This window comes from Methylorubrum sp. SL192 (genome assembly GCF_026672325.1).
Classification (GTDB): Bacteria; Pseudomonadota; Alphaproteobacteria; order Rhizobiales; family Beijerinckiaceae; genus Methylobacterium; species Methylobacterium extorquens.
This window is the reverse complement of record NZ_JAPPQV010000003.1, coordinates 1,049,188-1,067,953: the sequence shown is the minus strand read 5'-3', so window position 1 is coordinate 1,067,953 and position 18,766 is coordinate 1,049,188. Positions and strand designations below refer to the sequence as shown.

The following is an 18,766-nucleotide window of genomic DNA, read 5'->3' as shown; positions in this document are numbered from 1 at the left end:
CTCTCAGGCGGCTTCGCCGGCCGGTCCGCCGCGCCGGGCCATGATGCCGCGGCCCGGATCGTAGGCGATTGCGGCGAGGGTGAAGAACAGGAGGCCGGTGCCGACCACGACGGCGCAGGCGACCGGCTCGAAGCGCCCGTAGAGAGCGAAACGCACCAATTCGACCGCGTGGGTGAACGGGTTGGCCTGGCAGATGAGGTAGAGCCACTCGCTCGATGCCCGAACCTGCCAGAGCGGATATAGGGCAGAAGAGGCAAAGAACATCGGGAAGATCACGAAATTCATGACGCTTGCGAAGTTCTCAAGTTGCCGCACCAGCGAGGACAGGAACAGGCCGATCGCTCCGAGCATCAGCCCCGAGGCCAGGAAGGCCGGCAGGGCGGCGAGGTAACCGAGGGGCGGAATGCCGGTCTCCCAGAACCATGCGATCGCGAGGAACGCGTAGGCCTGGACGATGGAGACGCTGACGCCCGCGACCAGCTTGGCCAGCAGCAGCGACCAGCGCGGATAGGGTGAGGTGAGCAGCACCTTCATCGAGCCGACCTCGCGGTCGTAGACCATCGAGAGAGAGGACTGCATGCCGTTGAAGAGCTGGATCATCACCGCGAGCCCCGGCACCACATAGGCCTCGTAGAGCACGTAGGTCTCGTAGGGCGGCGTGATCGAGGTGCCGAGCGTGTTGCGGAAGCCCGCCGCGAAGATGAACAGCCAGACCAGCGGGCGCACCATCGCCGAGAAGAAGCGCTCCTTCTGATGGAAGAAGCGCAGTAGCTCGCGGCGGACGATGCCGCCGAGCGCGATGAGGTAGCCGACCGCATCGAGCCGGCCCGCATGAGGCACGGTCTTCGCGCCGTCCTCGGCACGGGCTGCGGCGGCGGGGTTCGAGGGAGACCTCATGCGGCGGACTTCACGGCTCTCTTGTCGGGTTCGGCGACGAGGCGGCGGAAGGCGGCTTCCAGCGTCTCGCCGGGCCCACCGATCTCCCCGGCGCGGCCACGGGCGACGATGCGGCCCTTGTGCAGGACCACGGCGTCGTCCTCGGGCGAAATCTCCTCGAAGATGTGGGTCGCCCACAGCACCGAGAGCCCCTCCTCCCGCACCAGGGCGCGGACGATGGCGACGATGTCGGCGCGTGATTCGAGGTCGAGCCCAACGGTCGGCTCGTCGAGCAGCAGCAGGCGCGGCGCGTGGATCAGCGAGCGGGCGATCTCGATGCGCCGCGACTGGCCGCCGGAGAGGGTGCGGATCTTGTCGTCGCGCCGCTCGGCGAGGCCCACGCGGGCGAGCAGGGTCTCGATGCGCGCACGCGCCGCCGCCCGGCCGATGCCGTGCAGGCTGGCGTGGTAATGCAGGTTCTGCGCGACGGTGAGGTCGGTATCCAGCGTCCGCGCCTGGAACACCACGCCGAGGCCAGCGAGCGCCCGCGACGGCTCGCGGTCGAGCGGATGACCGAGGATCGAGACCCGGCCCTCCTGATTGTTGTAGAGCCGGGTAATCACCGAGAACAACGTGGTCTTGCCCGCGCCGTTGGGCCCGAGCAGCGCCATGAAGTGCCCGCGCTCGACGGTGATCGACACGTCGGACAGCGCGGCGCGCTGTCCGAAGCGGTGGCTGACGCCGGCGACGTCGAGAGCCGCGCTCATTTCGGCAGCGCCCGCTTGGCGTCGTCGAGCGCTTCCAGGCACTCGTCGAACTCGCCCTCGCCCTGTTCGCGCTCGGCGATCTTCAAAGCGCGCTTGAGCTTCTGCGGGACGGCTTCCGGCGCGAGCTTTTCCGCCTGCGCCTTCACCGCGCTGATGCCCTCGGCGCAGGCGGCCTTGTCGTCGGCGAGCGCCGGGGTCGCAAGCGCCACGAGGGCAAGCAGGGCGCCACCGCGAAAACCTTTCGGTACGGCGAGGGAGGTGCGTGTGCGCATCATGAGATGTCCCCCTCACTTCACCGTAATCGTGCCGGCCATGCCCTTTTCCTCAAGCCCTTGCGCGTACCACTTGTAGGCACCCGGCTTGATGGCGACGAATTCGATGGCGATCTCGCCGGGATCGTCGAATTCGAGGTGATCGGGCGGGCCGCCGCCGTGGATCTCCTTGTGCTCGATCACGATCTGGTTGAACCAGATGTAGCGGAAGAATTCGGGCGCGTAGAACTTGTATTCCTGCCGCCCCTTGGCGACGATGCGCAGGCGGTAGGCCTTGCCGGCCTCCAGCTCGATATCCTTGTTCTCCACCACGAAGTCGTTGCCCTCCTCGTTGCCGAGCACGAGGTCGGGCAGGTTCTGCCGCTTCTTGGTGAGGTCGAGGGCGCCGGCTGGGGCTGCGGCCAGCATCAGGGCCGCGGCAGCGAGGCCGAGGCGCGTCGTCCACTTCATGTTGCTTCCTCCGGTTTCTTGTTCTTGCATCGCCCTTTTCCGAAGGCCGGCAACCACCTTTCGGGACGATGCCTTAGCCGGCGAACTGAGCTTATTTCTTCGAGATCGCCACGCCCCAGGGCAGCAGCCCGACCGGGATGCTTTTCACCACCTTCAGCCCCTCGACGTCGATCACCGAGACATCGTTGGAGGTGCCGTTGGTCGTGTAGAGCTGCTTCTCGTCGGGCGTGAAGGCGAGCTGCCAGACGCGCTGGCCGACGGGCAGGTACTTCTGCACCTCGTAGGTCTTGGCATCGACCACCGCGACGCGGTTGGCCGGCCCGAGCGCGACGAAGGCGCGGGTGCCGTCCTTGGTCAGGCGCACGCCGACAGGCTGGATCTGCTCATCGGTGACGCTCGGAATCTTGAAGGTGATCTTCTTGATGACCTTGCGGGTGGCCACGTCGATCACCGAGACCGTGCCGCCGACCTCTGCCGACACCCAGAGGAACTTGCCGTCCGCCGAGAACTCGGCGAAGCGCGGCCGGGCATCGACCAGCACGTTGTCGATCACCTCGAAGGTCTTGGTGTCGATGAAGTGGGCCATGTTGGTGGTCTCGGAGGTGTTCACGAGAATCTTGCCGTCCGGCGACAGGCCCATTCCCTCCGGCTCGACGCCCACCGGCACCTCGGCCAAAACCTTGTTCTTCTCGATGTCGAGGATGGTGACTTGGCTGTCGTCCTCGTTGGCGACGTAGAGCGGGTTGCCGCTCTGATCGAGGATGAACTGTTCCGGGTCGGGCCCCGAGCGCAGGGAGCGGATCACCTTGCCGGTCGCGGTGTCGAGCACGTCGATGCGGTCGTCGTCGCTGGCGCAGACGAACAGCTCCTTGTCGTCCTTGGAAAGCGTCACGCCGCGCGGGCGCCGCCCGACCTTCCAGGTCCCGGTCACCGCCAGGGTCTCGGTGTCGATGACCGAGACGGTGTTGGCCTTCTCGTTGGTGACGTAAGCGGTAAAGGCTTGCGCGCTTCCTGCGCTCCCGAGCGACACGCCCGCGAGCAGCGCGCATCCCAGTCCTGCCCTCAAGCGAGCGACCATCGGCGTCCTCCCTGTCGTTTCCGGCGCGTCGTCTCGCGCGCCTGCGTCCACATCGGCTGGAGCGACATGGCCCCCGCGGCCCCGTCGCTCAAACAAGAAACAGATGATCGGCTGAACCTCACCGGGCGGTGGATTGCCGCATCGCCCGGATCGCATCCGCAAGCGGTCACGGCAGCTTGCACGCGGTCTCCGGCATGTCGGCCCCCAGCGTATCGAGCGGCGTGCGCTGGTGGATGAAGCCCTGTTCGGGCGCCACCGAGACCATCGCCTTGGGCTGCACCACGATGATCGGCTGGCGCAGCTGGTGGTCCCAGGGCCGGTAGGTCAGGGACACGCCCTTGTAGGCGGGCAGCGAAAATTCGGGCTTCACGAGATGGGCCGCGAGCGTGGCCGGATCGGTGCTGCGCGTCTGCGTCGCCGCCTCGCCGACCGTGCGCACGGCCGCCCAGACCTGATAATCGAGCGGTCGCATCAGACGGCTCGCGAGCCGTCGGAAACGGTTCTGCGCCTGGGCCGCGCCCCAGGTCTCGAGAGTCGGGTGCCACGTGGTCGCGATCAGCCCCTGCGTGCCGGCCACGGGGCGCGGATCGACGGTGCGGAACGGGACGTAATCGCCCCAATCGCCCTCCTCGTCGGCGACCACCGCCAGGTCGTAGTCGAGCCCGCGGGTGAACACCATCGCCTCGGCCCGGGTCGGCGTGTCGCCGCGGGCCTTGGCCAGGGGGCCGAAGGTCCAGGGCTTCTCCGCGGTGATCTTGAGGCCGAACTTGCGGGCGGAGTTCCGCATCGCGTCCGCGTAGGCCTTGTCGCGCTCGGTCGGACCGGTGATCAGAAAGATCTTCCGCCAGCGCATCAGCGTCAGGTACTGCGCCAGCGCATCCGTCTGCATGGCGCGGCTCGGCAGAACGTGGAACAGGTTGGCGCGGCAATCGGCCCCGCGCAGGCGGTCGTCCGGCGCGCCGGCATTGAGGATGACCGCGCCCGTCTCCTTCAGCGCATCGGCCACCGCCAGCACCTCGGCGGCGGGCAGGGCCAGCACGAAGAACCGTACGCCCTTGTCCGCCAGCGCCTTGGCGGCCTCGACCGGATCGCGCTCGCCGTCGAGGGCGACTTCGTCCAGCGCGAAGGTCTGCTTGGTGAAGCGGCCGGTGGTGTTGTTGTCCTTCACCGCCATGCGCGCGCCGGCCACGCCGAGATCCTCGGGGTCGGCCTCGGCATCGTAAGACGAGGGCGCCGGCACCGGGCGATAGAGGACGGCGATGTGGGTCTCGGAGCCGGGGACTGGCGCGGGCGTCTCGTTCGCAGGGGAACCCGGCGGCGGCTCGCCGGTGGCCGCCTTCGGCTCCTGGGCGCGGGCATGGATGGAAGCGGCCAGGAATGCGGCCGGGCCGGTCGCGAGACCGGCGGCGAGGAGGAGCGGAACGGACAAACGCATTGCCCGTCACGCTAGCAACATCTTGCCACCGGCCTCAACGAGAGAAGCATAAGATTTTCATAAGATAGTGTGGTCGGGCGACCGTGGGGCCGGCTTTATCAGGCGCCGCATCGCCGTTGCCGGGCATGCCGATACGCTCCGGGGACGGTCGTGCCAACGCTTGCCAAATCCTCCGGGAAACCGAGTTAAAGCCCGTCCGCGCGGCCCCGCGCCCGTCCGAGGCTCTCACCCCATGCGACTTCGCGCCCTCGTGCCCGTCCTCTTGCCCGCCCTCACCCTCCTGTCCACGCTGAACGGTGCGGCCTCGGCGGAGGATGCGGCACGCAAGGCTGCGATCTTCCCGGCGGAGGCGAACGATCCGACGCTGGCCTATGGCCGCAAGCCGCTGCCGGCCGACCAGAAGCGCCTCGACCTCGTCACCGACGTGCTGCGCAAGCAACTTGCCGAGAAGGGCGGCCTCGAGAGCGTCGATCTCAGCCCCCAGGCGGACGAAATCCGCAAGGAGAGCCCGCTCTACAAGTGCAACGACTGCGTCGCTCCGATCGCCAAGGCGCTGGGCGCGGAACTCGCCGTGACCGCCTTCGCCGACAAGGGCGCCAACCAGTTGTTCAGCCTCGTCGTCACCATCGCCGAAGCCGAGACCGGCAAGGTCGTGCGCCGGGGCCAGGTCGTGATAAGAGCCAACACCGACGACGACTGGTCCCACGCCACGCGCTGGATCGTGAAGAACCGCCTCCTGGCCGAGCCGCTGCCCGGCCGTTCCTGAAGCGGGGCTTGTGCGGGCGCGCAAGGCTGAGCAAGAACGTTTCCCGTGTCCGACATCGTATCGATTTCTTCCGCGCGTCCCCGCCTGCTCGTCAGCGTCCGTGGGCCCGACGAGGCGCTGACCGCGCTCCGGGCCGAGGCGGACCTGATCGACGCCAAGGATCCCGAGCGCGGGGCGCTCGGCGCGTTGTCGCCCGAGACCGTGCGCGCCATCGTCGCGGCCGTCGGCGGGCAAGCCGTCACCAGCGCGGTGGCCGGCGACGGGACCGGGCGCGCGATTGCCGCGGCTATCGCGACCATCGCTGCAACCGGCGTGGATTTTATCAAGATCGCGGTCGGCGCCACCGACGATGCCGCTCTGGCCGAGGCCGCCGCGCAGGCGCCGGGCCGGGTCATCGGCGTGCTCTTCGCCGAGGATGACGTGGCCGAGGATGGGCCGGCACGCCTCGCCGCAGCCGGCTTTGTCGGGGCGATGATCGACACGCGCGGCAAGAGCGGCACCACGCTTACCAGTCTCATGGCCACGCCGCAGCTGGCCGCCTTCGTCGCCGGATGCCGCGCATACGGCCTGATGAGCGGCCTTGCCGGCTCGCTCGGGCTCGGCGACATCCCGGTGCTCGCGCGGCTCGACCCCGATTATCTCGGCTTCCGCGGCGGCCTGTGCCGCGCCGGCGACCGGCGGCAGTCGCTCGATGGGGCCCGGGTCGCGCAGGCGGTCGAAGCGATGCGGGCCGGCCCGCGAGCCGACGCGGCGTGAGGCGTATGACAAGCGCCAGCCCCGCTGCTCCCCGCGTCACGGGGACAATCGACGGCGCCGTCGTCAAGATCGGCGGCAGCCTCGTCGCGGATCGCGCGCGGCTTTGCGCCATCCTCGCCGAATGCGTGGAGGAACCGCCGGTCGCGATCGTGCCCGGCGGCGGACTCTTCGCCGACGCCGTGCGCGCGACTCAAGCTGCGCTCGGCCTCGACGACGCCCTCGCCCACCGTCTCGCCCTCGACGCCATGGGCCGCATGGCCGAGGTGTTCTGCGCGCTCGAACCACGGCTCACCATCGCCCGGAGCCTCGAGGCCGTTGCCGGCGCCCTCGCTCAGGGCCGCTCCGTGATCTGGGATCCAATCGCGCTCAAAGCGGGTCATGCCGATATCGCTGAAAACTGGGACGTCACCTCCGACAGCCTCGCCCTATGGCTCGCAGGCATGCTCGGCGTCGATCGGTGCATCCTTGTGAAGTCGGCAAAACTTACCTCGCAGACCGATCCCGCAGCCCTTGCACAAGCCGGCCTCGTCGATGCCGCGTTCCCACGTTTCGCCGCCGCCTTCGGCGGTACGATCGTGATCCGCGGCACCGAGGATATCAGCCAGAGGCACGCCGCATGAGCGCGCCCGAACATCTCGTCTTCATCACCGGCAAGCTGGCCCATGCCCGCCTCGAAAAGGTCGCGGCCACTCTGCCGGCCGAGCGGTTCACCTGGAGCATCGCCGATGCTGGGGTGAAGGTCGCCGCGCTGATGACGGAGGAAATCATCAAGCGCCGGGTGCAGATGCCCGAGGGCGCGACCCGGATCGTCCTGCCCGGCCGCTGCCGCGCCAACCCGGAGGCGCTGGCCCAGCACTTCGGCCTCCCGGTGGAGCGGGGGCCGGATGAGATCGTTGATTTACCGGCTTATCTTGGTCTGACCGGGCGCAAGGTCGATCTCTCGCGCCACGACCTGCGCATCTTCTCCGAGATCGTCGATGCCTCGAAGATGACGCCGGACCAGATCCTGGCCAAGGGTCTCGACCTCGCCCGGCGCGGGGCCGACGTGATCGATCTCGGCGGGCTGCCCGACACGGCGTTCCCGCATCTGGAGGACAGTGTGCGGGCGCTGAAAGGCGCGGGGCTGAAGGTCAGCGTCGATTCCTTCTCCCTCGACGAGTTGACCCGCGGGGCGCGGGCCGGGGCCGACTTCCTGCTGAGCCTCAACGAGGAGACGCTGGATCTCGCCTTCGAGACCGACGCGGTGCCGATCCTCGTGCCGATGCGCCCCGACGACCTGCCCTCCCTCGACCGCGCCATCGAGCGGATGGAGCGGGCGGGCCGGCCCTACATGGCCGATCCGATCCTGGAGCCGATCCATTTCGGCTTCGTCGACTCGATCGTCCGCTACCGCGAGATCCGCGCGCGCTGGCCGAACATCGAGATGATGATGGGCACCGGCAACCTCACCGAACTGACCGAGGCCGACAGCCTCGGCGTCACCGCGCTCCTCGTCGGCATGTGCTCGGAACTCGCCATTCGCAACGTGCTGATCGTGCAGGTCTCGAACCACACCCGCCGCACGGTGGAGGAGCACGACGCCGCCCGCCGGGTGATGTACGCGGCACGAGAGGACGCCGCCCTGCCTAAGGGCTATGGCCGCGAGTTGCTGGCGCTGCACGACAAGCGCCCCTTCGTGCAGACCTCCGATGAAATTGCCGCTCTGGCCGCGGAAGTGCGCGATCCCAATTACCGCATCGCCGTCGCCGAGGACGGCATCCACGTCTACAACCGCGATCGTCACACCACCGGCATCGACGCGATGGCCTTCTTCCCCGAACTGCGCGTGGAGAGCGACGGCGCGCACGCCTTCTATCTCGGCGGAGAACTGACGAAGGCCGAGACCGCGTTCCGCCTCGGCAAGCGCTACGTGCAGGACGAACCCCTCGACTGGGGTTGCGCCGCCGACCGCACCCAGGAAGACACCACCGCCTTCAAGGCAGCCGGGCCGACGAAAGCCGCCCACACCAAGCATAGCGGCCCCGAGGCGCCCGGCGCCGAGCGCGCGGCCAAGGCCGATCCGGAGCGCGACGCCGCACCGCCGCGGACCGAGACCGGGAGCGGCACGGCATCGGAACGCGACCCGCTCAGCGAGCCGAAGGGCGGCCGCATCGTCTGCGGCCGGCTGGTGCCCGACGAGGACCGGAATTAGTCATTTCTGCATCGGCTTTTTCCGAAAGCCGGTGGCCACCGTTCGGACCGATGCTCGATGCCGCTGATCCTTGAGACCGTCGTCACCACCCTGTCGGCGGCGGGCGCCCTGCATCTCGTGCCGTTCGGCCTGATCCGCGAGGACGAGGATTTCGTGCTCGCCCCGTTCCGTCCCTCGCCCACGATCGACAACCTCGCCGAGCGTCCCTACTTCACGGCCTCGGCCCCGAGCGACGTGCGGGTGATCGCGGGCGTCGTCACCGGGCGGCGCGACTGGCCGGTGGTGGATTGCGATCACATTCCCGGCAAGCGCCTCGCCGAATGCTTCGGCCATGCCGAGTTCGAGGTGGCAGCGATCGAGGACGATCCGCAGCGCCCGCGCTACCGCGGGCGGATGGTGCACGCGGTGAGCCACGTGCCGTTCATCGGCTATAACCGGGCGCAAGCCGCGGTGATCGAGGCGGCGATCCTGTCCACGCGGCTCCACATGCTGGAGCCGGAAAAGGTCCTGACGGAGATGGCCTATCATGCCATAGCCATTTCCAAGACCGCCGGCCCGACTGAGCGCGAGGCCTGGGACTGGATCGAGGACAAGGTCGCGGGGGCCCTGGGTCGCACCGGCCGCGTCCTCGACGGGACGAGCCGCCCCCTGTGAGGCGCCGACAGACTGAACCGATGCTCAAGGAGATACCCGGTTTGAAGCGGATCGCATGGCTCGCTGCGGCGGCGCTCGTCCTCACCACAGTCGGGACGCAAGCCCAGCACGCGCCGACCCGACGCAAGATCGTCGAGAGCGTCACGATCGACGCCTCGCCCGACAAGGTCTGGGCGGTGGTCGGCAACCCAGCCGATGCGGGCTGGATCGAGAACGTGGCGCGCGGCGAACGGCAGGGCAGCGCGGACAAGCCGGTCTTCCGGCTGACGCTGAAGAACGGCCACGTCATCGTCGAGGAGAGCCGCAAGCTCGATCCCGAGCGCAGGAGCTTCGGCTATTACATCCTCGAGAACGAGGTTACCGACCTGCCGGCCAAGGATTACTCGGCCACGATCTCGGTGCAGCCCGAGGGCGCGCAGGCGCGGGTCGAGTGGCGGGCCGCGTTCTACCGCGGCCATCCGAACAACGACCCGCCGCCCGAACTCAACGACGAGAATTCGGAGAAGCGCGTGCGGGCCTGGATTCATGCCAGCCTTGAGAACCTCAAGGCCCGGCTTGAGAAGAGCGGCTCCTGACACAAGTCGCTCGAATGAGGGATGAGGCTGCCATGCTCGGCGGCCTCAACGGGAGGAGAAAAACGTATGAAGTTCAGGACGCTTGCCGCCGTGGCGGCGCTCGCCACGGTGACTTTTTCCGCGCAAGCACATGGTCCCACGCGGCAGAAGGTGTCGGAGTCGATCGAGATCAACGCCCCCGCCGACAAGGTCTGGGCGATCGTCGGCAACTTCCAGGACGGAAGCTGGATTCCGGTGGTCGAGAAGACCGAGGGCAAGGGCGGCAACGAGGTCAAGGCGACCCGCACGCTGACCCTGAAGGGCGGCGCCACGGTCGAGGAAGAGCTCGCCAAGTACGACGCCGAGAAGAAGCTTCTCATGTACCGGATCACCAAGGTCGACGTGAAGACCCTGCCGGTGAACGATTATTCCTCGACGATCGAGCTCGAGGGTGACGGCGCCAAGACCAAGATGACGTGGCGCGGCGCGTTCTACCGCGGCTACATGAACAACGATCCACCGCCCGAGCTGAACGACGAGGCTTCCAAGAAAGCCGTGCTCGGCCTCTACAAGGCGGGGCTGGAGAACGTGAAGGCCAAGGCCGAGAAGGGCTCGTAAGGGTTTGATACGGTCTCCGCTTGATGAAAGCGGGGACCGTATCAGCAAGCCCGCGCGGCGCCTGAGGAGGGCACCCATCGCGCCAGCGCGATGGGATCCCACCGAAGCCCAAATCCGCCATCCCGAAGGGATCAAACGGATTTGGTATGACAACATACGGAGCCGGCATGCGCTGCTCACTTCGGCTCACAGGCCGGCTCCTCCCTCTCCCCTTCGCGGGAGAGGGTGGCCCCCGAAGGGGGTCGGGTGAGGGGCTGGCTCCGCATTGTCCGGAAGCGTCGCTCCCCTCTCCCGCCTCGCATCGGCGAGGCACCCTCCCCCGCAGAGGGGGGGGGCATTTATAGCCCTTGCCTACCTTCTAACATCCGGCGCTCCCGCCCTGGCGCAGGAAGCCCTCGTCACGGCGCAGCTCGGCAACGCCGTCGAGATCATCGACCTCGCGTCCAAGACAATCCTGCAATCGATCCCCGTACCGGGGGCGCCGGCGGGCATCGCCGTCTCGCCCGACCGGAAGACGGCCTACGTCACCCGCCCCGAGGGCCACGGCGTCTCGGTGATCGATCTCGACACGCGCCGGGTGCGTGCGAGCCTCGATCTGCCCGGCGGCCCGCTCGGCATCGGCGTCAACCCGAAATCCGGCGAGGTCTACGTCGCCGACTGGTACGGTGCGCGCGTCTTCGTGCTGCGCCCGAATGCGGACGGCCTGACGCTGGAGGGCGAGATCGCCACCGGGAAATCTCCCTCGGGCATCGCGGTGACGCCGGACGGCGCCACGCTGCTGGTGGCCAACCGCGAATCCGACTCGGTCTCGATCATCGACGTGGGAAGCCGCCGGGAGACGCGGCAAGTGTCCGTGGGCCAGCACCCGTTCGGCCTCACCCTCTCGGCGGACGGTGCCACCGCCTATACCGCCAACGTGGTGTCGAACGACGTCTCGGCCATCGACGTCGCCGCCGGCCGCGAGACCGGCCGCGTCGCCACCGGCCAGCGGCCCTACGTCATTGCGTTCGCCGCCGGCAAAGGCTTCGTGACCGACCAGTATTCCAACACCGTGACGGTGTTCGACCCGGCCAGCTTGAAGAAACTGGCCGCGATCGATGTCGGCGATCATCCGGAGGGCATCGCCGCCACCCGCGACGGGAAGACGATCGTCGTCGCCAATTGGGGCGACAACGCCCTGAGCCTGATCGACCCGTCGAGCCTCACGGTCACCGGCACGATTGCGACCGGCGACGGGCCGCGCGCCTTCGGGGACTTCCTAAGGTAAAGTCAGGCAGCCGCGGGCGGGTCGCCGGAGCCGGTCTCGGTGGGCGAGTTGAGGACGTCCTCCAGCTCATCCACGAGGCGGTCGATCTGGTCCTCGCTCGCCAGCACCCGCGTGGTCCGGCCGTCCTCGGTGACGAAGGCCAGCTCGATCGCCTCCCCGGTGCGGGTGGCCAGGATGCGGGCGAGCTTGTTTCCTGCGGTCATGCGCCTCTCCTTGTGACATGTCCCCGTCAACGCGCGGGAACGGCCCCGTTCCTCACCCGATCAAGCCGACGGCCACCGCCGGGCCGCAGGTCGAAACCCAGGGGGCATCCTCACCGTTCAAGCACCCGGCGATGGTCTCGGTGAGCGGCACCGGGCGGCGTCCGAGCCGGGCGGCCAACCGCTCCGCCAGGAAGCGGCCGGCGCCGCAGACGACGAGCGGCGCGTCCTCCGGCAGATCGGAGCGCGACAGCAGAATCGCGGCGGCATCGTGCAGGGGGCGCAGCTGCGCCTCGGCGAACCACGCGGCCAGCGCCCGCCATTCCTCGGCGCTCCCCTCCCCGCGGTCGCGGCCCACCATGCGGGCGAGCCGGATCTCGGTCTCGGGGATCGACTTGCCCTTCAAGTCGGCGCTGTATTGCTGGTCGGCGCCCTCCGGCAGGTCGCCGGTGAGCCGGTAGATGTCGGCAGTGCTGGCGAAGGTCTCCGCCATCAGCCGCGTGCGCCGGCCGCGCCAGGGCGCGTGGGTGGCAAACGCGAGGAGCGGGGTGCGCACCACGCCGGTATAGACCAGTTCGCCCGTCTCCAGCCGCTCGGCGTCGCTGTAGCCCTGCGCGGCGGGCCGCCCCCCGACGATCGGGATCAGGTCGGCGGTGGTCGAGCCGATATCGACCAGCAGCGCATGAGGGACGTGCCGGCCGATCAGGGCCGCGGTGGCATGCCAGTTGGCCGAGGCGATATCGGCCGCGTGCGCGCGGGCGTTGTCGGCCGAGACGAAACCGGCGCGGCCGGCATAGATCCGCACGCTGCCTTTAAGCGTCGCAGCCGCCCAGGCGGAAAGCTGATGCACCCCATCCGCCCGGTCGGCGAAGCAATCGGTCAGCTCGCCGGTCATGGTGACGGCGTGCGCGGCCTCGCCCCGCACCCAGTCCGGCAATTGCGCGAACGTCTCGTCGAGGGCGGGAACGCCGCGCCAGAGCCGGCACGGCGCCTGCACCGCCTCGACCACGCGGCCCTCCTCGACGAGCGCCGCCTTGACATGCACCCCGCCGAGATCCCACCCGATGACCCTGGTTCCAGTCCGGTTCACGCAATGTCTCACGGTTCTGAGGGGCGGCCGTTTCGGCTGATCCCGGTGATCGACCTGCGCCATGGGCAGGTGGTGCGCGCCCGCGCGGGCGAGCGTGACGCCTATGCCCCGATCGACACCCCCTTGGCCAGAGGCTCGCGGCCCGCGGACGTAGCCCGCGGCCTTCTCGAGGCCGTCGGGGGGGACCGGCTCTACGTCGCCGACCTCGACGCGATCATGGAGGGCCGGGCGCCCGACCGCGCCAGCCTGGAGGCGGTGGCCAGCGCCTGCCCCGGGGTGACGCTGTGGGTCGATGCCGGCTTCTCCGATTTCCCGGGCGTCGCGCGTTTCACCGCGTTCGGGCTCGGTCGCCCGGTGATCGGCAGCGAGAGCCAGCGGGATGCGGATCTCGTGCGCACGCTCGGCGACCGTGCCGTGCTCTCCCTCGACAGCCGGGGCGCGGAACGGCTCGGACCGGACGCCCTGCACGACGATGCGGAGACGTGGCCGGAGGATGTGATCGTGATGACGCTGGCACGGGTCGGCACCGGGACCGGCCCCGATCTTTCCGGGGTGTCGCGGGCCGTCGACGCGGGCGGGGGCCGGCGGATCTACGCGGCGGGCGGCGTGCGCGGGCCGGAGGATGTCGCGCATCTCGCGCGGACCGGCGCTGCGGGCGCGCTCGTCGCCTCGGCGATCCATGACGGGCGGCTGCGCTGAGGTTCAGGGCAGGCCCCAAAAAGAAAGGGACGGCCGAAGCCGTCCCAATCCACTAACGTCCAAGGAAGATCGAAGCCAGTCGCTGGAGCAGACCCCGCGGTGCGGGCGGAGGCTCGCTCTGCCCAGGACTGCCTCCGATCTAAGCGTTGGCGGCGAAGGGGTGGGTCGCCGACTTACGCTGCTCCGTGACGACCGAAGCCTTCGGCTCGCCGTTGACGGCGCGCTGGATCGAGAGCTTGGTGGCCTCGTAGTTGTACTTCTGGATCTTGGCGTCGTCGGCCGCTTCCCAGTGGATGAACACGCCGACCAGCACGTACAGGTCGTCGGCTTCGTCAGCCGGGATGATGCCTTCGGCAACCGCGTCCTGCACGGCCATGGCAACGCCATGCTGGGCCGGGCCAAACATCTGGACGGCCTGACGGGCGTCGTTGATGGTGACCTTGTTGAACATCAGCGTGTTCGGCTTGCACGGCAGGTTCGGCGCGATCACGGCGAGCAGGCTGGTGAAGCCGTGCTTGTTGTTGACCAGACCGTTGCAGAAGGCCGTCTCGGCCGGCGAACCGCGCGGTCCGATGATGAGGTCGATGTGAGCGACTTCGTTGCCGTCGCCGACGAGGGCCTCGCCGACCTGAACCTTGGTGATTTTTGCCATTCGGGGTCTCTCCCTGGATTCCTGAAAAAAGGCCCGCCCTGAGAGGAGGCGGGGCCTGGAAGCCATCCTTGTTTGCGGCGCCCGGCTGAGAGCCGAGCCGGTTTGCCCGGATAGCGGGGCGGACCCTACAGCGGGCCATTCCGCCGAACAACCCGCGCAAAGCCCTGAAATCTGCGATTTTTTGGAGGCCGGGGGGCCTTGACGCGACAAGATTCGTCCCCTCGCGGGCGAGGGCTCGATCAAGGCTCAGCAAAGGCTCAAGCGCCCTCGCCGCGGGCGGACAGGAGCGCGTCGAGAAACAGCGTCGCGACGGTGAAGTCGGCACTCGTGCCAGGGTTGAGGCTGGCCTCCTTCAACGCGCGGTCGTAGGCAAGCAGTGGCTCGACCGGCGCCGCGGCGAGGTCGAGGCCTGCGAGAGAGGCCTGCGCTTGCGCCCGCACCGCCTCGGCCCGCTCGGGGCCGTGCTTGCGGGCGATGTGGCTGTCCGGCACGGCCATGAGATAGGCGAGATGAACCGCCGTCGTCGTCCAGGGCGGGACGAGCCCACGCGCCCGCGCGCCCGCCAGCGCCGGCAGGCCGATCGCGAACAGGTCGCGAAACCCGTCCCCGTAGGCGCGGGCGATGCGGTCGCGCGGGGCGGCCTCCGCCATCGCCGCGCGCAGCGGCGGGAGCGCTTCGTCATCGGTTTGGGACACGTCGTGGCGCTCGGCCCGGCCGAGGCCGCCGGGATTGGCCCGGCGGATCGCCGCGAACACGTCGCGGGAATCGGAGGCGTCGAACCCCGCCAGCACGGCGTTCAGAGCCTCGGCCAGCGGGCCGGGCTGCTCGGCGGCATAAGCGAGCGGCGCGCAGAGGAGCAGGATACCGAGATTGGTGTTCTGCCCGACGGCGGCGAAGGTCGCCTCGACCCCGCCGCGCACCCGCTGTCCGACGCGCGCGCCCGCCGCGGCAAGCGGCGGGGCCGACACGTCGGCACTGGTGACGAAATCGGCCACGACCATGCGGTGGCCGGGGGCGTAGCCATGGACGTTGCCGGGTTTCAGCGCATCGAGTTCGGCGAGGCAGGCGGCCCGGTAGAGGTCGGCCACGGTCGCCGCAGGCAGGCCGCCGGGCGCCGTCCCGCTCATCCGAGCGCCGAGACCAGCCGCGGCGGGCGGGCGGCGCGCACCGCGTTGAGGAAGCCACGCGCCACCGCCCCCGCGATGTCGACCTCCGTCACCTGTTGCAGGCCGGACCAGGCCGGCATGGAGTTGACCTCCAGCACCAGAAAGCCGCCCTCGCCATCCTCGACGAGGTCGATGCCGGTATAATCGACGCCGACAGCGGCGGCGGCGGCCTCAGCGAGTTCGGCGGCGCGGGCCGGCACGTCCCAGGCGAAGGGCCGGCCGCCACGGTGGACGTTGGTGATCCAGCCGTCGCCCTCGCGGATCATCCCGGCGATCGCCCGGCCCTCGCAGACGAAGACCCGGTAGTCGCGCCACAGCCCGTCGGAACGGGCGACGTAGCGCTGAAGGTAGTAGACGCCGCTCACCGCCTCCTGCGCCGGCAAATCGTCGGGGTTTTCGAGGAGCATCAGCCCCTCGCCCTGCGAGCCGAACAGGGGCTTGAGCACGATCGGTTTTCCCGGGCGCGCCTCGCGGGCGACGATCTCGGCCGCCGCCTCGCGTTTCGAGACGACGAAGGTGTCGGGCGTCGGCAAGCCGGCACGGGCGATCAGCAGCGAGGTCGCCGCCTTGTCCACCGAGCGCTCGATCGCCGACGGCCCGTTCCAGACGGTAACGCCGGAGGCGACCAACGCATGGAGCACCCCGAGCCGCATGGTGGTGGCTTCGAACGTGCCGCCCGCGATGGTGCGCAGCAGGACGCCGTCCGGCAGCCCATCCTCGAAGCCGGGCACCTGCAGCGGCTCACCGCCGCCGGTGACCACGGCAACGTCGGCGAGCGAGAACAGCACCGGCTCGACGCCGAAGCCGCGCAAGGCCTCCCGCAGCCGCGCCTTGTGCCAATTGCCGTTGTCGGCCGCGAGCCCGATGCGCATTCGCTCTTTTTCCGTTTTTTTCAGAGCCTGTTTGACCGACCGGGTCGGGTGTTCATGACGGTCGTCATGCTGAGGTGCCGAGCGAAAGCTCGGCCTCGAAGCACGCCGGAACGGTCGCTCTCGTAGCATCGGTTGGCCTGGAGAAGCGTCGCGGCGTGCTTCGAGGCTGCTGACGCAGCACCTCAGCATGAGGAACGAGAAGCTTGCCGAAGCAGTCCGGTCAAATTGGCTTTCGACGACCCTCTCCCGCTGGGGGGAGGGTCTCGATCGTTGCCTCAGACGAACGAGGCGTCCACGAGCTGCGGCTCCAGCCGGCCGCCGCGGAACGACTTGCCGGTCTTGACCGAGGTGACGATGGCCTCGGCCGGCGAGAACAGCGCGCCGTCGATCTTGTAGAAGTCGCCGTTCACCCGCGAAAAGATCTCGGCGAAGGGCGCACCGTGATCGGCCGAGGTGGTGGAGGGGATCTGCTCGGCGAGCTGCTTGGCATCCGCGTCGTCGGCATCGACGAAGAGCTGCACCCGGCCGCCATAGATGATGGCGTCGTTGGTGCGCCCCATCGCCTGGATGAAGTCCGGATGCGGCGGCGAGAGCGGGGCCGAGCCGATGCCGTCGAGGATCTTGTGCAGATCGAAGCCGACGGTGTGGGCCTTGTGCAGCGCGACTTCCAGCACGCGGGCGACGACCTGGGTCGAACCGGCCAGGCTCTGGGTCGGGGCGTAGATGAAGGTCACGTTCTCCGGCGCGAGGCCGGTGGCGGCGGCGACCTTGTTGACCACCGAGGCCGGCGGCGCGCTGCCGGATTCGAGGACGAGCGCGGTCGTGGTCGCGTTGTCGCGATAGCCGAGCTCCTTGTAGAGCTCCTCCACCACGGCCACTGCACGGCCGGGACCCGAGCCGAGGGCGAAGAAGCCGGAATCGCCCTCCTCGTCGGCGAGGCTCCAGCCGGCATATTGCGAGCCGAGGCAGGCCAGGACCGGATCAGCGGAGTGGACGACGACGGTGTAGGGCCAGGAGGCGACCGGGCCGATCGGCGCGATCGTCACCGTGCCGAGGCCGCCGAGGCAGATCTCGGCGATGCGCCGGCCGGCCTCGATCGAGCCGCGGGCGTTGGCGCCGGCATCGACGGTGCGCGCGCCGTTCTCCTGGGCGACGATGAGCCGGAGCTTGGCCGCGTCAGCGACAAGGCTCTCGACCAGCGGCCCGGCCAGGGCGTTGAGGCTCGGCGCGCTCGTGTTGGAACTCATGATTGTTCTCCGTTTCCTCCAGCAACGCGCGGACCGTCTCGGCCCTCGCCCGCAATTCTTGCTTGACCGCCGCGGCGTCCGGCCCGGAGGCCGTCACCGTGCAGAACGGTGCGTCGCGCGCCACGTGGCTGCCGGCCCGCGGCCGGTCATGCACGTGGTCCGGCCAGTCGAGCGGCGGCACCGCCGCGCAGGTCCGGGCCGCGTAACAGATCTCGGCGCCCGTCGCATCCGCCGGGGCGGTCTCGATTGACGGCATCCGGCCGAGCGCCGCCTCGATATGCTGAATCAGCAGCGGCGTCGGGCGGTGATCGAGCACGTCGAGGGTGGCGCCGGGGCGTGGATTGATCTCCAGCAGCCACCAGCTTTCCCCGTCCACGAGGCAATCCGCGCTGGCAAGACCGGTGAGGCCAGTGGCGCGAGCGAGCCGAAGCGCCGCCTCGGCGATCTCCGCGGCGACCGCAGTCGGGACCGGCTCCGCCTCGTCGCGGCCGCGGGCGAGCGCGCCGGCATAACGGAACGGCCTCAGCGGCGAGGGCGCCTGCCACTGCTCGGTCAGCGCCAGGGGTTCGATGCGGCGGCCATCGGACAGAAAGTTCAGGGCGAAGGCGCGGCCGGGCATCCGAGCCTGGAGGTAGTGGCCCGGCGGGGTCGTACCGGCCGCGCTCGCGCGGATATGCGAACCGCCGCAGCCGCCTGCCCGCTTGAGGAGCCAAGCGGCACGTTCGGCGACCGGGCCGGCGCTGACCGCCGGATGCGGGATCGCGAGGCGTTCGCACAGGGCGGCAAAACCGAACGGATCCTTGAGGGCGGCGACCGTCTCGGCGCCCGCGCCGAGCAGGCGGTGGCGGCCAGCGATCTCTGCGATGAGGTCCGGCGCGGCCTCGAAGCCGCTGCCGAGCACCACGCCGAGGGTGCTACCGGCTTGATCCGACAACGCATCGAGCCCTGCCAGCACGCCGGCCCGGTCGCGGGCACCCGCACCGAATCGGCCGGGCAGGGGGCGGTGGCTCTCGGCCAGCGCCAGGGTGTCCTCGTCGCCGAACAGATCGAGCACGAACGGGCGAAAGCCCGCCCGCCGCGCGGCCTGCGCCAGCGCCCGGCCGGACTGGGCGGCGATCAGGATCGCGTCGCCCTCCCGATGCGGAAGCGGTTTCAG

Annotated in this window: 22 protein-coding genes; 9 read left to right on the top strand and 13 right to left on the bottom strand. The window is 69.4% G+C overall.

The window, feature by feature from the left end; translation table 11 throughout:
• Window positions 1-3 precede the first annotated feature (3 nt).
• The 6 genes from OVA30_RS05760 to OVA30_RS05735 all read right to left on the bottom strand — a co-directional run bounded on the left by OVA30_RS05760 (window position 4) and on the right by OVA30_RS05735 (window position 4,878).
• Window positions 4-897, bottom strand: coding sequence for an ABC transporter permease (locus OVA30_RS05760; RefSeq protein ID WP_238507088.1), 894 nt, complete (start codon window positions 895-897; stop codon window positions 4-6).
• Window positions 894-1,643: an ABC transporter ATP-binding protein gene (locus OVA30_RS05755; protein ID WP_015822387.1), complete on the bottom strand. Its 750-nt coding sequence runs from the start codon at window positions 1,641-1,643 to the stop codon at window positions 894-896. Before OVA30_RS05755 ends, OVA30_RS05760 begins: the two co-directional genes overlap by 4 nt.
• Window positions 1,640-1,918, bottom strand: coding sequence for a hypothetical protein (locus OVA30_RS05750; RefSeq protein ID WP_238507087.1), 279 nt, complete (start codon window positions 1,916-1,918; stop codon window positions 1,640-1,642). The genes OVA30_RS05755 and OVA30_RS05750 overlap by 4 nt, the downstream gene beginning before the upstream one ends.
• Before the next feature lie 12 nt (window positions 1,919-1,930).
• Window positions 1,931-2,365, bottom strand: coding sequence for a hypothetical protein (locus OVA30_RS05745; protein ID WP_012253400.1), 435 nt, complete (start codon window positions 2,363-2,365; stop codon window positions 1,931-1,933).
• 91 nt (window positions 2,366-2,456) lie between these two features.
• A complete protein-coding gene (locus OVA30_RS05740; protein ID WP_268174878.1) occupies window positions 2,457-3,443 on the bottom strand; it encodes a YVTN family beta-propeller repeat protein in 987 nt (328 codons plus the stop codon).
• A gap of 166 nt (window positions 3,444-3,609) precedes the next feature.
• On the bottom strand, window positions 3,610-4,878 hold the full coding sequence (locus OVA30_RS05735) for an ABC transporter substrate-binding protein (protein ID WP_003601812.1): 1,269 nt from the start codon (window positions 4,876-4,878) through the stop codon (window positions 3,610-3,612).
• Window positions 4,879-5,110: 232 nt separating this feature from the next.
• On the opposite strand from OVA30_RS05735, the gene OVA30_RS05730 reads away from it, so the two are divergent.
• From OVA30_RS05730 to OVA30_RS05695, 8 genes are all read left to right on the top strand, one after another.
• Window positions 5,111-5,644, top strand: coding sequence for a DUF3280 domain-containing protein (locus OVA30_RS05730; protein WP_268174877.1), 534 nt, complete (start codon window positions 5,111-5,113; stop codon window positions 5,642-5,644).
• A 45-nt stretch (window positions 5,645-5,689) separates the two neighbouring features.
• Entirely contained in the window at window positions 5,690-6,400 is a 711-nt protein-coding gene (locus OVA30_RS05725; RefSeq protein ID WP_268174876.1) for a (5-formylfuran-3-yl)methyl phosphate synthase, read from the top strand.
• A 5-nt stretch (window positions 6,401-6,405) separates the two neighbouring features.
• Entirely contained in the window at window positions 6,406-7,020 is a 615-nt protein-coding gene (locus OVA30_RS05720; RefSeq protein ID WP_268177459.1) for an amino acid kinase family protein, read from the top strand.
• Complete coding sequence (locus tag OVA30_RS05715; RefSeq protein WP_268174874.1) at window positions 7,017-8,591, top strand: DUF6513 domain-containing protein; 1,575 nt, start codon at window positions 7,017-7,019, stop codon at window positions 8,589-8,591. The genes OVA30_RS05720 and OVA30_RS05715 overlap by 4 nt, the downstream gene beginning before the upstream one ends.
• A gap of 57 nt (window positions 8,592-8,648) precedes the next feature.
• Window positions 8,649-9,245 (top strand): DUF447 domain-containing protein, encoded by a 597-nt coding sequence (locus tag OVA30_RS05710; protein ID WP_268174873.1) that lies wholly within the window; start codon window positions 8,649-8,651, stop codon window positions 9,243-9,245.
• A gap of 41 nt (window positions 9,246-9,286) precedes the next feature.
• The gene (locus OVA30_RS05705) at window positions 9,287-9,820 is read left to right on the top strand and encodes an SRPBCC family protein (RefSeq protein WP_268174872.1); all 534 of its coding nucleotides are present in this window, start codon (window positions 9,287-9,289) and stop codon (window positions 9,818-9,820) included.
• A gap of 66 nt (window positions 9,821-9,886) precedes the next feature.
• Window positions 9,887-10,417 carry an SRPBCC family protein gene (locus tag OVA30_RS05700; protein WP_015822376.1) on the top strand — a complete coding sequence of 177 codons (531 nt, stop codon included), beginning with the start codon at window positions 9,887-9,889 and terminating at the stop codon, window positions 10,415-10,417.
• Window positions 10,418-10,682: 265 nt separating this feature from the next.
• Window positions 10,683-11,684: a beta-propeller fold lactonase family protein gene (locus OVA30_RS05695; RefSeq protein ID WP_442786090.1), complete on the top strand. Its 1,002-nt coding sequence runs from the start codon at window positions 10,683-10,685 to the stop codon at window positions 11,682-11,684.
• 2 nt (window positions 11,685-11,686) lie between these two features.
• Here the strand turns inward: OVA30_RS05695 and OVA30_RS05690 are convergent, their stop codons facing one another.
• Both OVA30_RS05690 and OVA30_RS05685 read right to left on the bottom strand, forming a co-directional pair.
• Window positions 11,687-11,887, bottom strand: coding sequence for a hypothetical protein (locus OVA30_RS05690; protein WP_003604767.1), 201 nt, complete (start codon window positions 11,885-11,887; stop codon window positions 11,687-11,689).
• A 52-nt stretch (window positions 11,888-11,939) separates the two neighbouring features.
• Window positions 11,940-12,974, bottom strand: a complete 1,035-nt coding sequence (locus OVA30_RS05685) for a hydantoinase/oxoprolinase family protein (protein WP_268174870.1) — start codon at window positions 12,972-12,974, stop codon at window positions 11,940-11,942.
• A gap of 3 nt (window positions 12,975-12,977) precedes the next feature.
• Here OVA30_RS05685 and OVA30_RS05680 point away from each other — a divergent pair, with 3 nt between their 5' ends.
• Window positions 12,978-13,673 (top strand): HisA/HisF-related TIM barrel protein, encoded by a 696-nt coding sequence (locus OVA30_RS05680; protein WP_268174868.1) that lies wholly within the window; start codon window positions 12,978-12,980, stop codon window positions 13,671-13,673.
• Window positions 13,674-13,812: 139 nt separating this feature from the next.
• Here OVA30_RS05680 and fae read toward each other — a convergent pair whose 3' ends face one another.
• The 5 genes from fae to OVA30_RS05655 all read right to left on the bottom strand — a co-directional run bounded on the left by fae (window position 13,813) and on the right by OVA30_RS05655 (window position 18,664).
• Complete coding sequence (gene fae / locus OVA30_RS05675; protein WP_003604760.1) at window positions 13,813-14,325, bottom strand: 5,6,7,8-tetrahydromethanopterin hydro-lyase; 513 nt, start codon at window positions 14,323-14,325, stop codon at window positions 13,813-13,815.
• Between the two features lie 257 nt (window positions 14,326-14,582).
• The gene (locus OVA30_RS05670) at window positions 14,583-15,452 is read right to left on the bottom strand and encodes a triphosphoribosyl-dephospho-CoA synthase (RefSeq protein WP_268174867.1); all 870 of its coding nucleotides are present in this window, start codon (window positions 15,450-15,452) and stop codon (window positions 14,583-14,585) included.
• Window positions 15,449-16,363 carry an ATP-grasp domain-containing protein gene (locus OVA30_RS05665; protein ID WP_268174865.1) on the bottom strand — a complete coding sequence of 305 codons (915 nt, stop codon included), beginning with the start codon at window positions 16,361-16,363 and terminating at the stop codon, window positions 15,449-15,451. Before OVA30_RS05665 ends, OVA30_RS05670 begins: the two co-directional genes overlap by 4 nt.
• A gap of 275 nt (window positions 16,364-16,638) precedes the next feature.
• The gene (gene mch, locus OVA30_RS05660) at window positions 16,639-17,610 is read right to left on the bottom strand and encodes a methenyltetrahydromethanopterin cyclohydrolase (RefSeq protein ID WP_003597572.1); all 972 of its coding nucleotides are present in this window, start codon (window positions 17,608-17,610) and stop codon (window positions 16,639-16,641) included.
• Window positions 17,540-18,664 (bottom strand): ATP-grasp domain-containing protein, encoded by a 1,125-nt coding sequence (locus OVA30_RS05655; protein ID WP_268174864.1) that lies wholly within the window; start codon window positions 18,662-18,664, stop codon window positions 17,540-17,542. The genes mch and OVA30_RS05655 overlap by 71 nt, the downstream gene beginning before the upstream one ends.
• Window positions 18,665-18,766: the final 102 nt, after the last annotated feature.

Bases quoted from the DNA above. Each gene is read 5' to 3' on its own strand.
- OVA30_RS05680 (WP_268174868.1), top strand. From the start codon at position 12,978: ATGTCTCACGGTTCTGAGGGGCGGCCGTTTCGGCTGATCCCGGTGATC.
- mch (WP_003597572.1), bottom strand. From the start codon at position 17,610: ATGAGTTCCAACACGAGCGCGCCGAGCCTCAACGCCCTGGCCGGGCCG.
- OVA30_RS05750 (WP_238507087.1), bottom strand. From the start codon at position 1,918: ATGATGCGCACACGCACCTCCCTCGCCGTACCGAAAGGTTTTCGCGGT.
- OVA30_RS05720 (WP_268177459.1), top strand. From the start codon at position 6,406: ATGACAAGCGCCAGCCCCGCTGCTCCCCGCGTCACGGGGACAATCGAC.
- OVA30_RS05670 (WP_268174867.1), bottom strand. From the start codon at position 15,452: ATGAGCGGGACGGCGCCCGGCGGCCTGCCTGCGGCGACCGTGGCCGAC.
- OVA30_RS05740 (WP_268174878.1), bottom strand. From the start codon at position 3,443: ATGGTCGCTCGCTTGAGGGCAGGACTGGGATGCGCGCTGCTCGCGGGC.
- OVA30_RS05730 (WP_268174877.1), top strand. From the start codon at position 5,111: ATGCGACTTCGCGCCCTCGTGCCCGTCCTCTTGCCCGCCCTCACCCTC.
- OVA30_RS05735 (WP_003601812.1), bottom strand. From the start codon at position 4,878: ATGCGTTTGTCCGTTCCGCTCCTCCTCGCCGCCGGTCTCGCGACCGGC.
- OVA30_RS05755 (WP_015822387.1), bottom strand. From the start codon at position 1,643: ATGAGCGCGGCTCTCGACGTCGCCGGCGTCAGCCACCGCTTCGGACAG.
- OVA30_RS05700 (WP_015822376.1), top strand. From the start codon at position 9,887: ATGAAGTTCAGGACGCTTGCCGCCGTGGCGGCGCTCGCCACGGTGACT.
- OVA30_RS05760 (WP_238507088.1), bottom strand. From the start codon at position 897: ATGAGGTCTCCCTCGAACCCCGCCGCCGCAGCCCGTGCCGAGGACGGC.
- OVA30_RS05715 (WP_268174874.1), top strand. From the start codon at position 7,017: ATGAGCGCGCCCGAACATCTCGTCTTCATCACCGGCAAGCTGGCCCAT.
- OVA30_RS05690 (WP_003604767.1), bottom strand. From the start codon at position 11,887: ATGACCGCAGGAAACAAGCTCGCCCGCATCCTGGCCACCCGCACCGGG.
- OVA30_RS05745 (WP_012253400.1), bottom strand. From the start codon at position 2,365: ATGAAGTGGACGACGCGCCTCGGCCTCGCTGCCGCGGCCCTGATGCTG.
- fae (WP_003604760.1), bottom strand. From the start codon at position 14,325: ATGGCAAAAATCACCAAGGTTCAGGTCGGCGAGGCCCTCGTCGGCGAC.
- OVA30_RS05710 (WP_268174873.1), top strand. From the start codon at position 8,649: ATGCCGCTGATCCTTGAGACCGTCGTCACCACCCTGTCGGCGGCGGGC.
- OVA30_RS05665 (WP_268174865.1), bottom strand. From the start codon at position 16,363: ATGCGCATCGGGCTCGCGGCCGACAACGGCAATTGGCACAAGGCGCGG.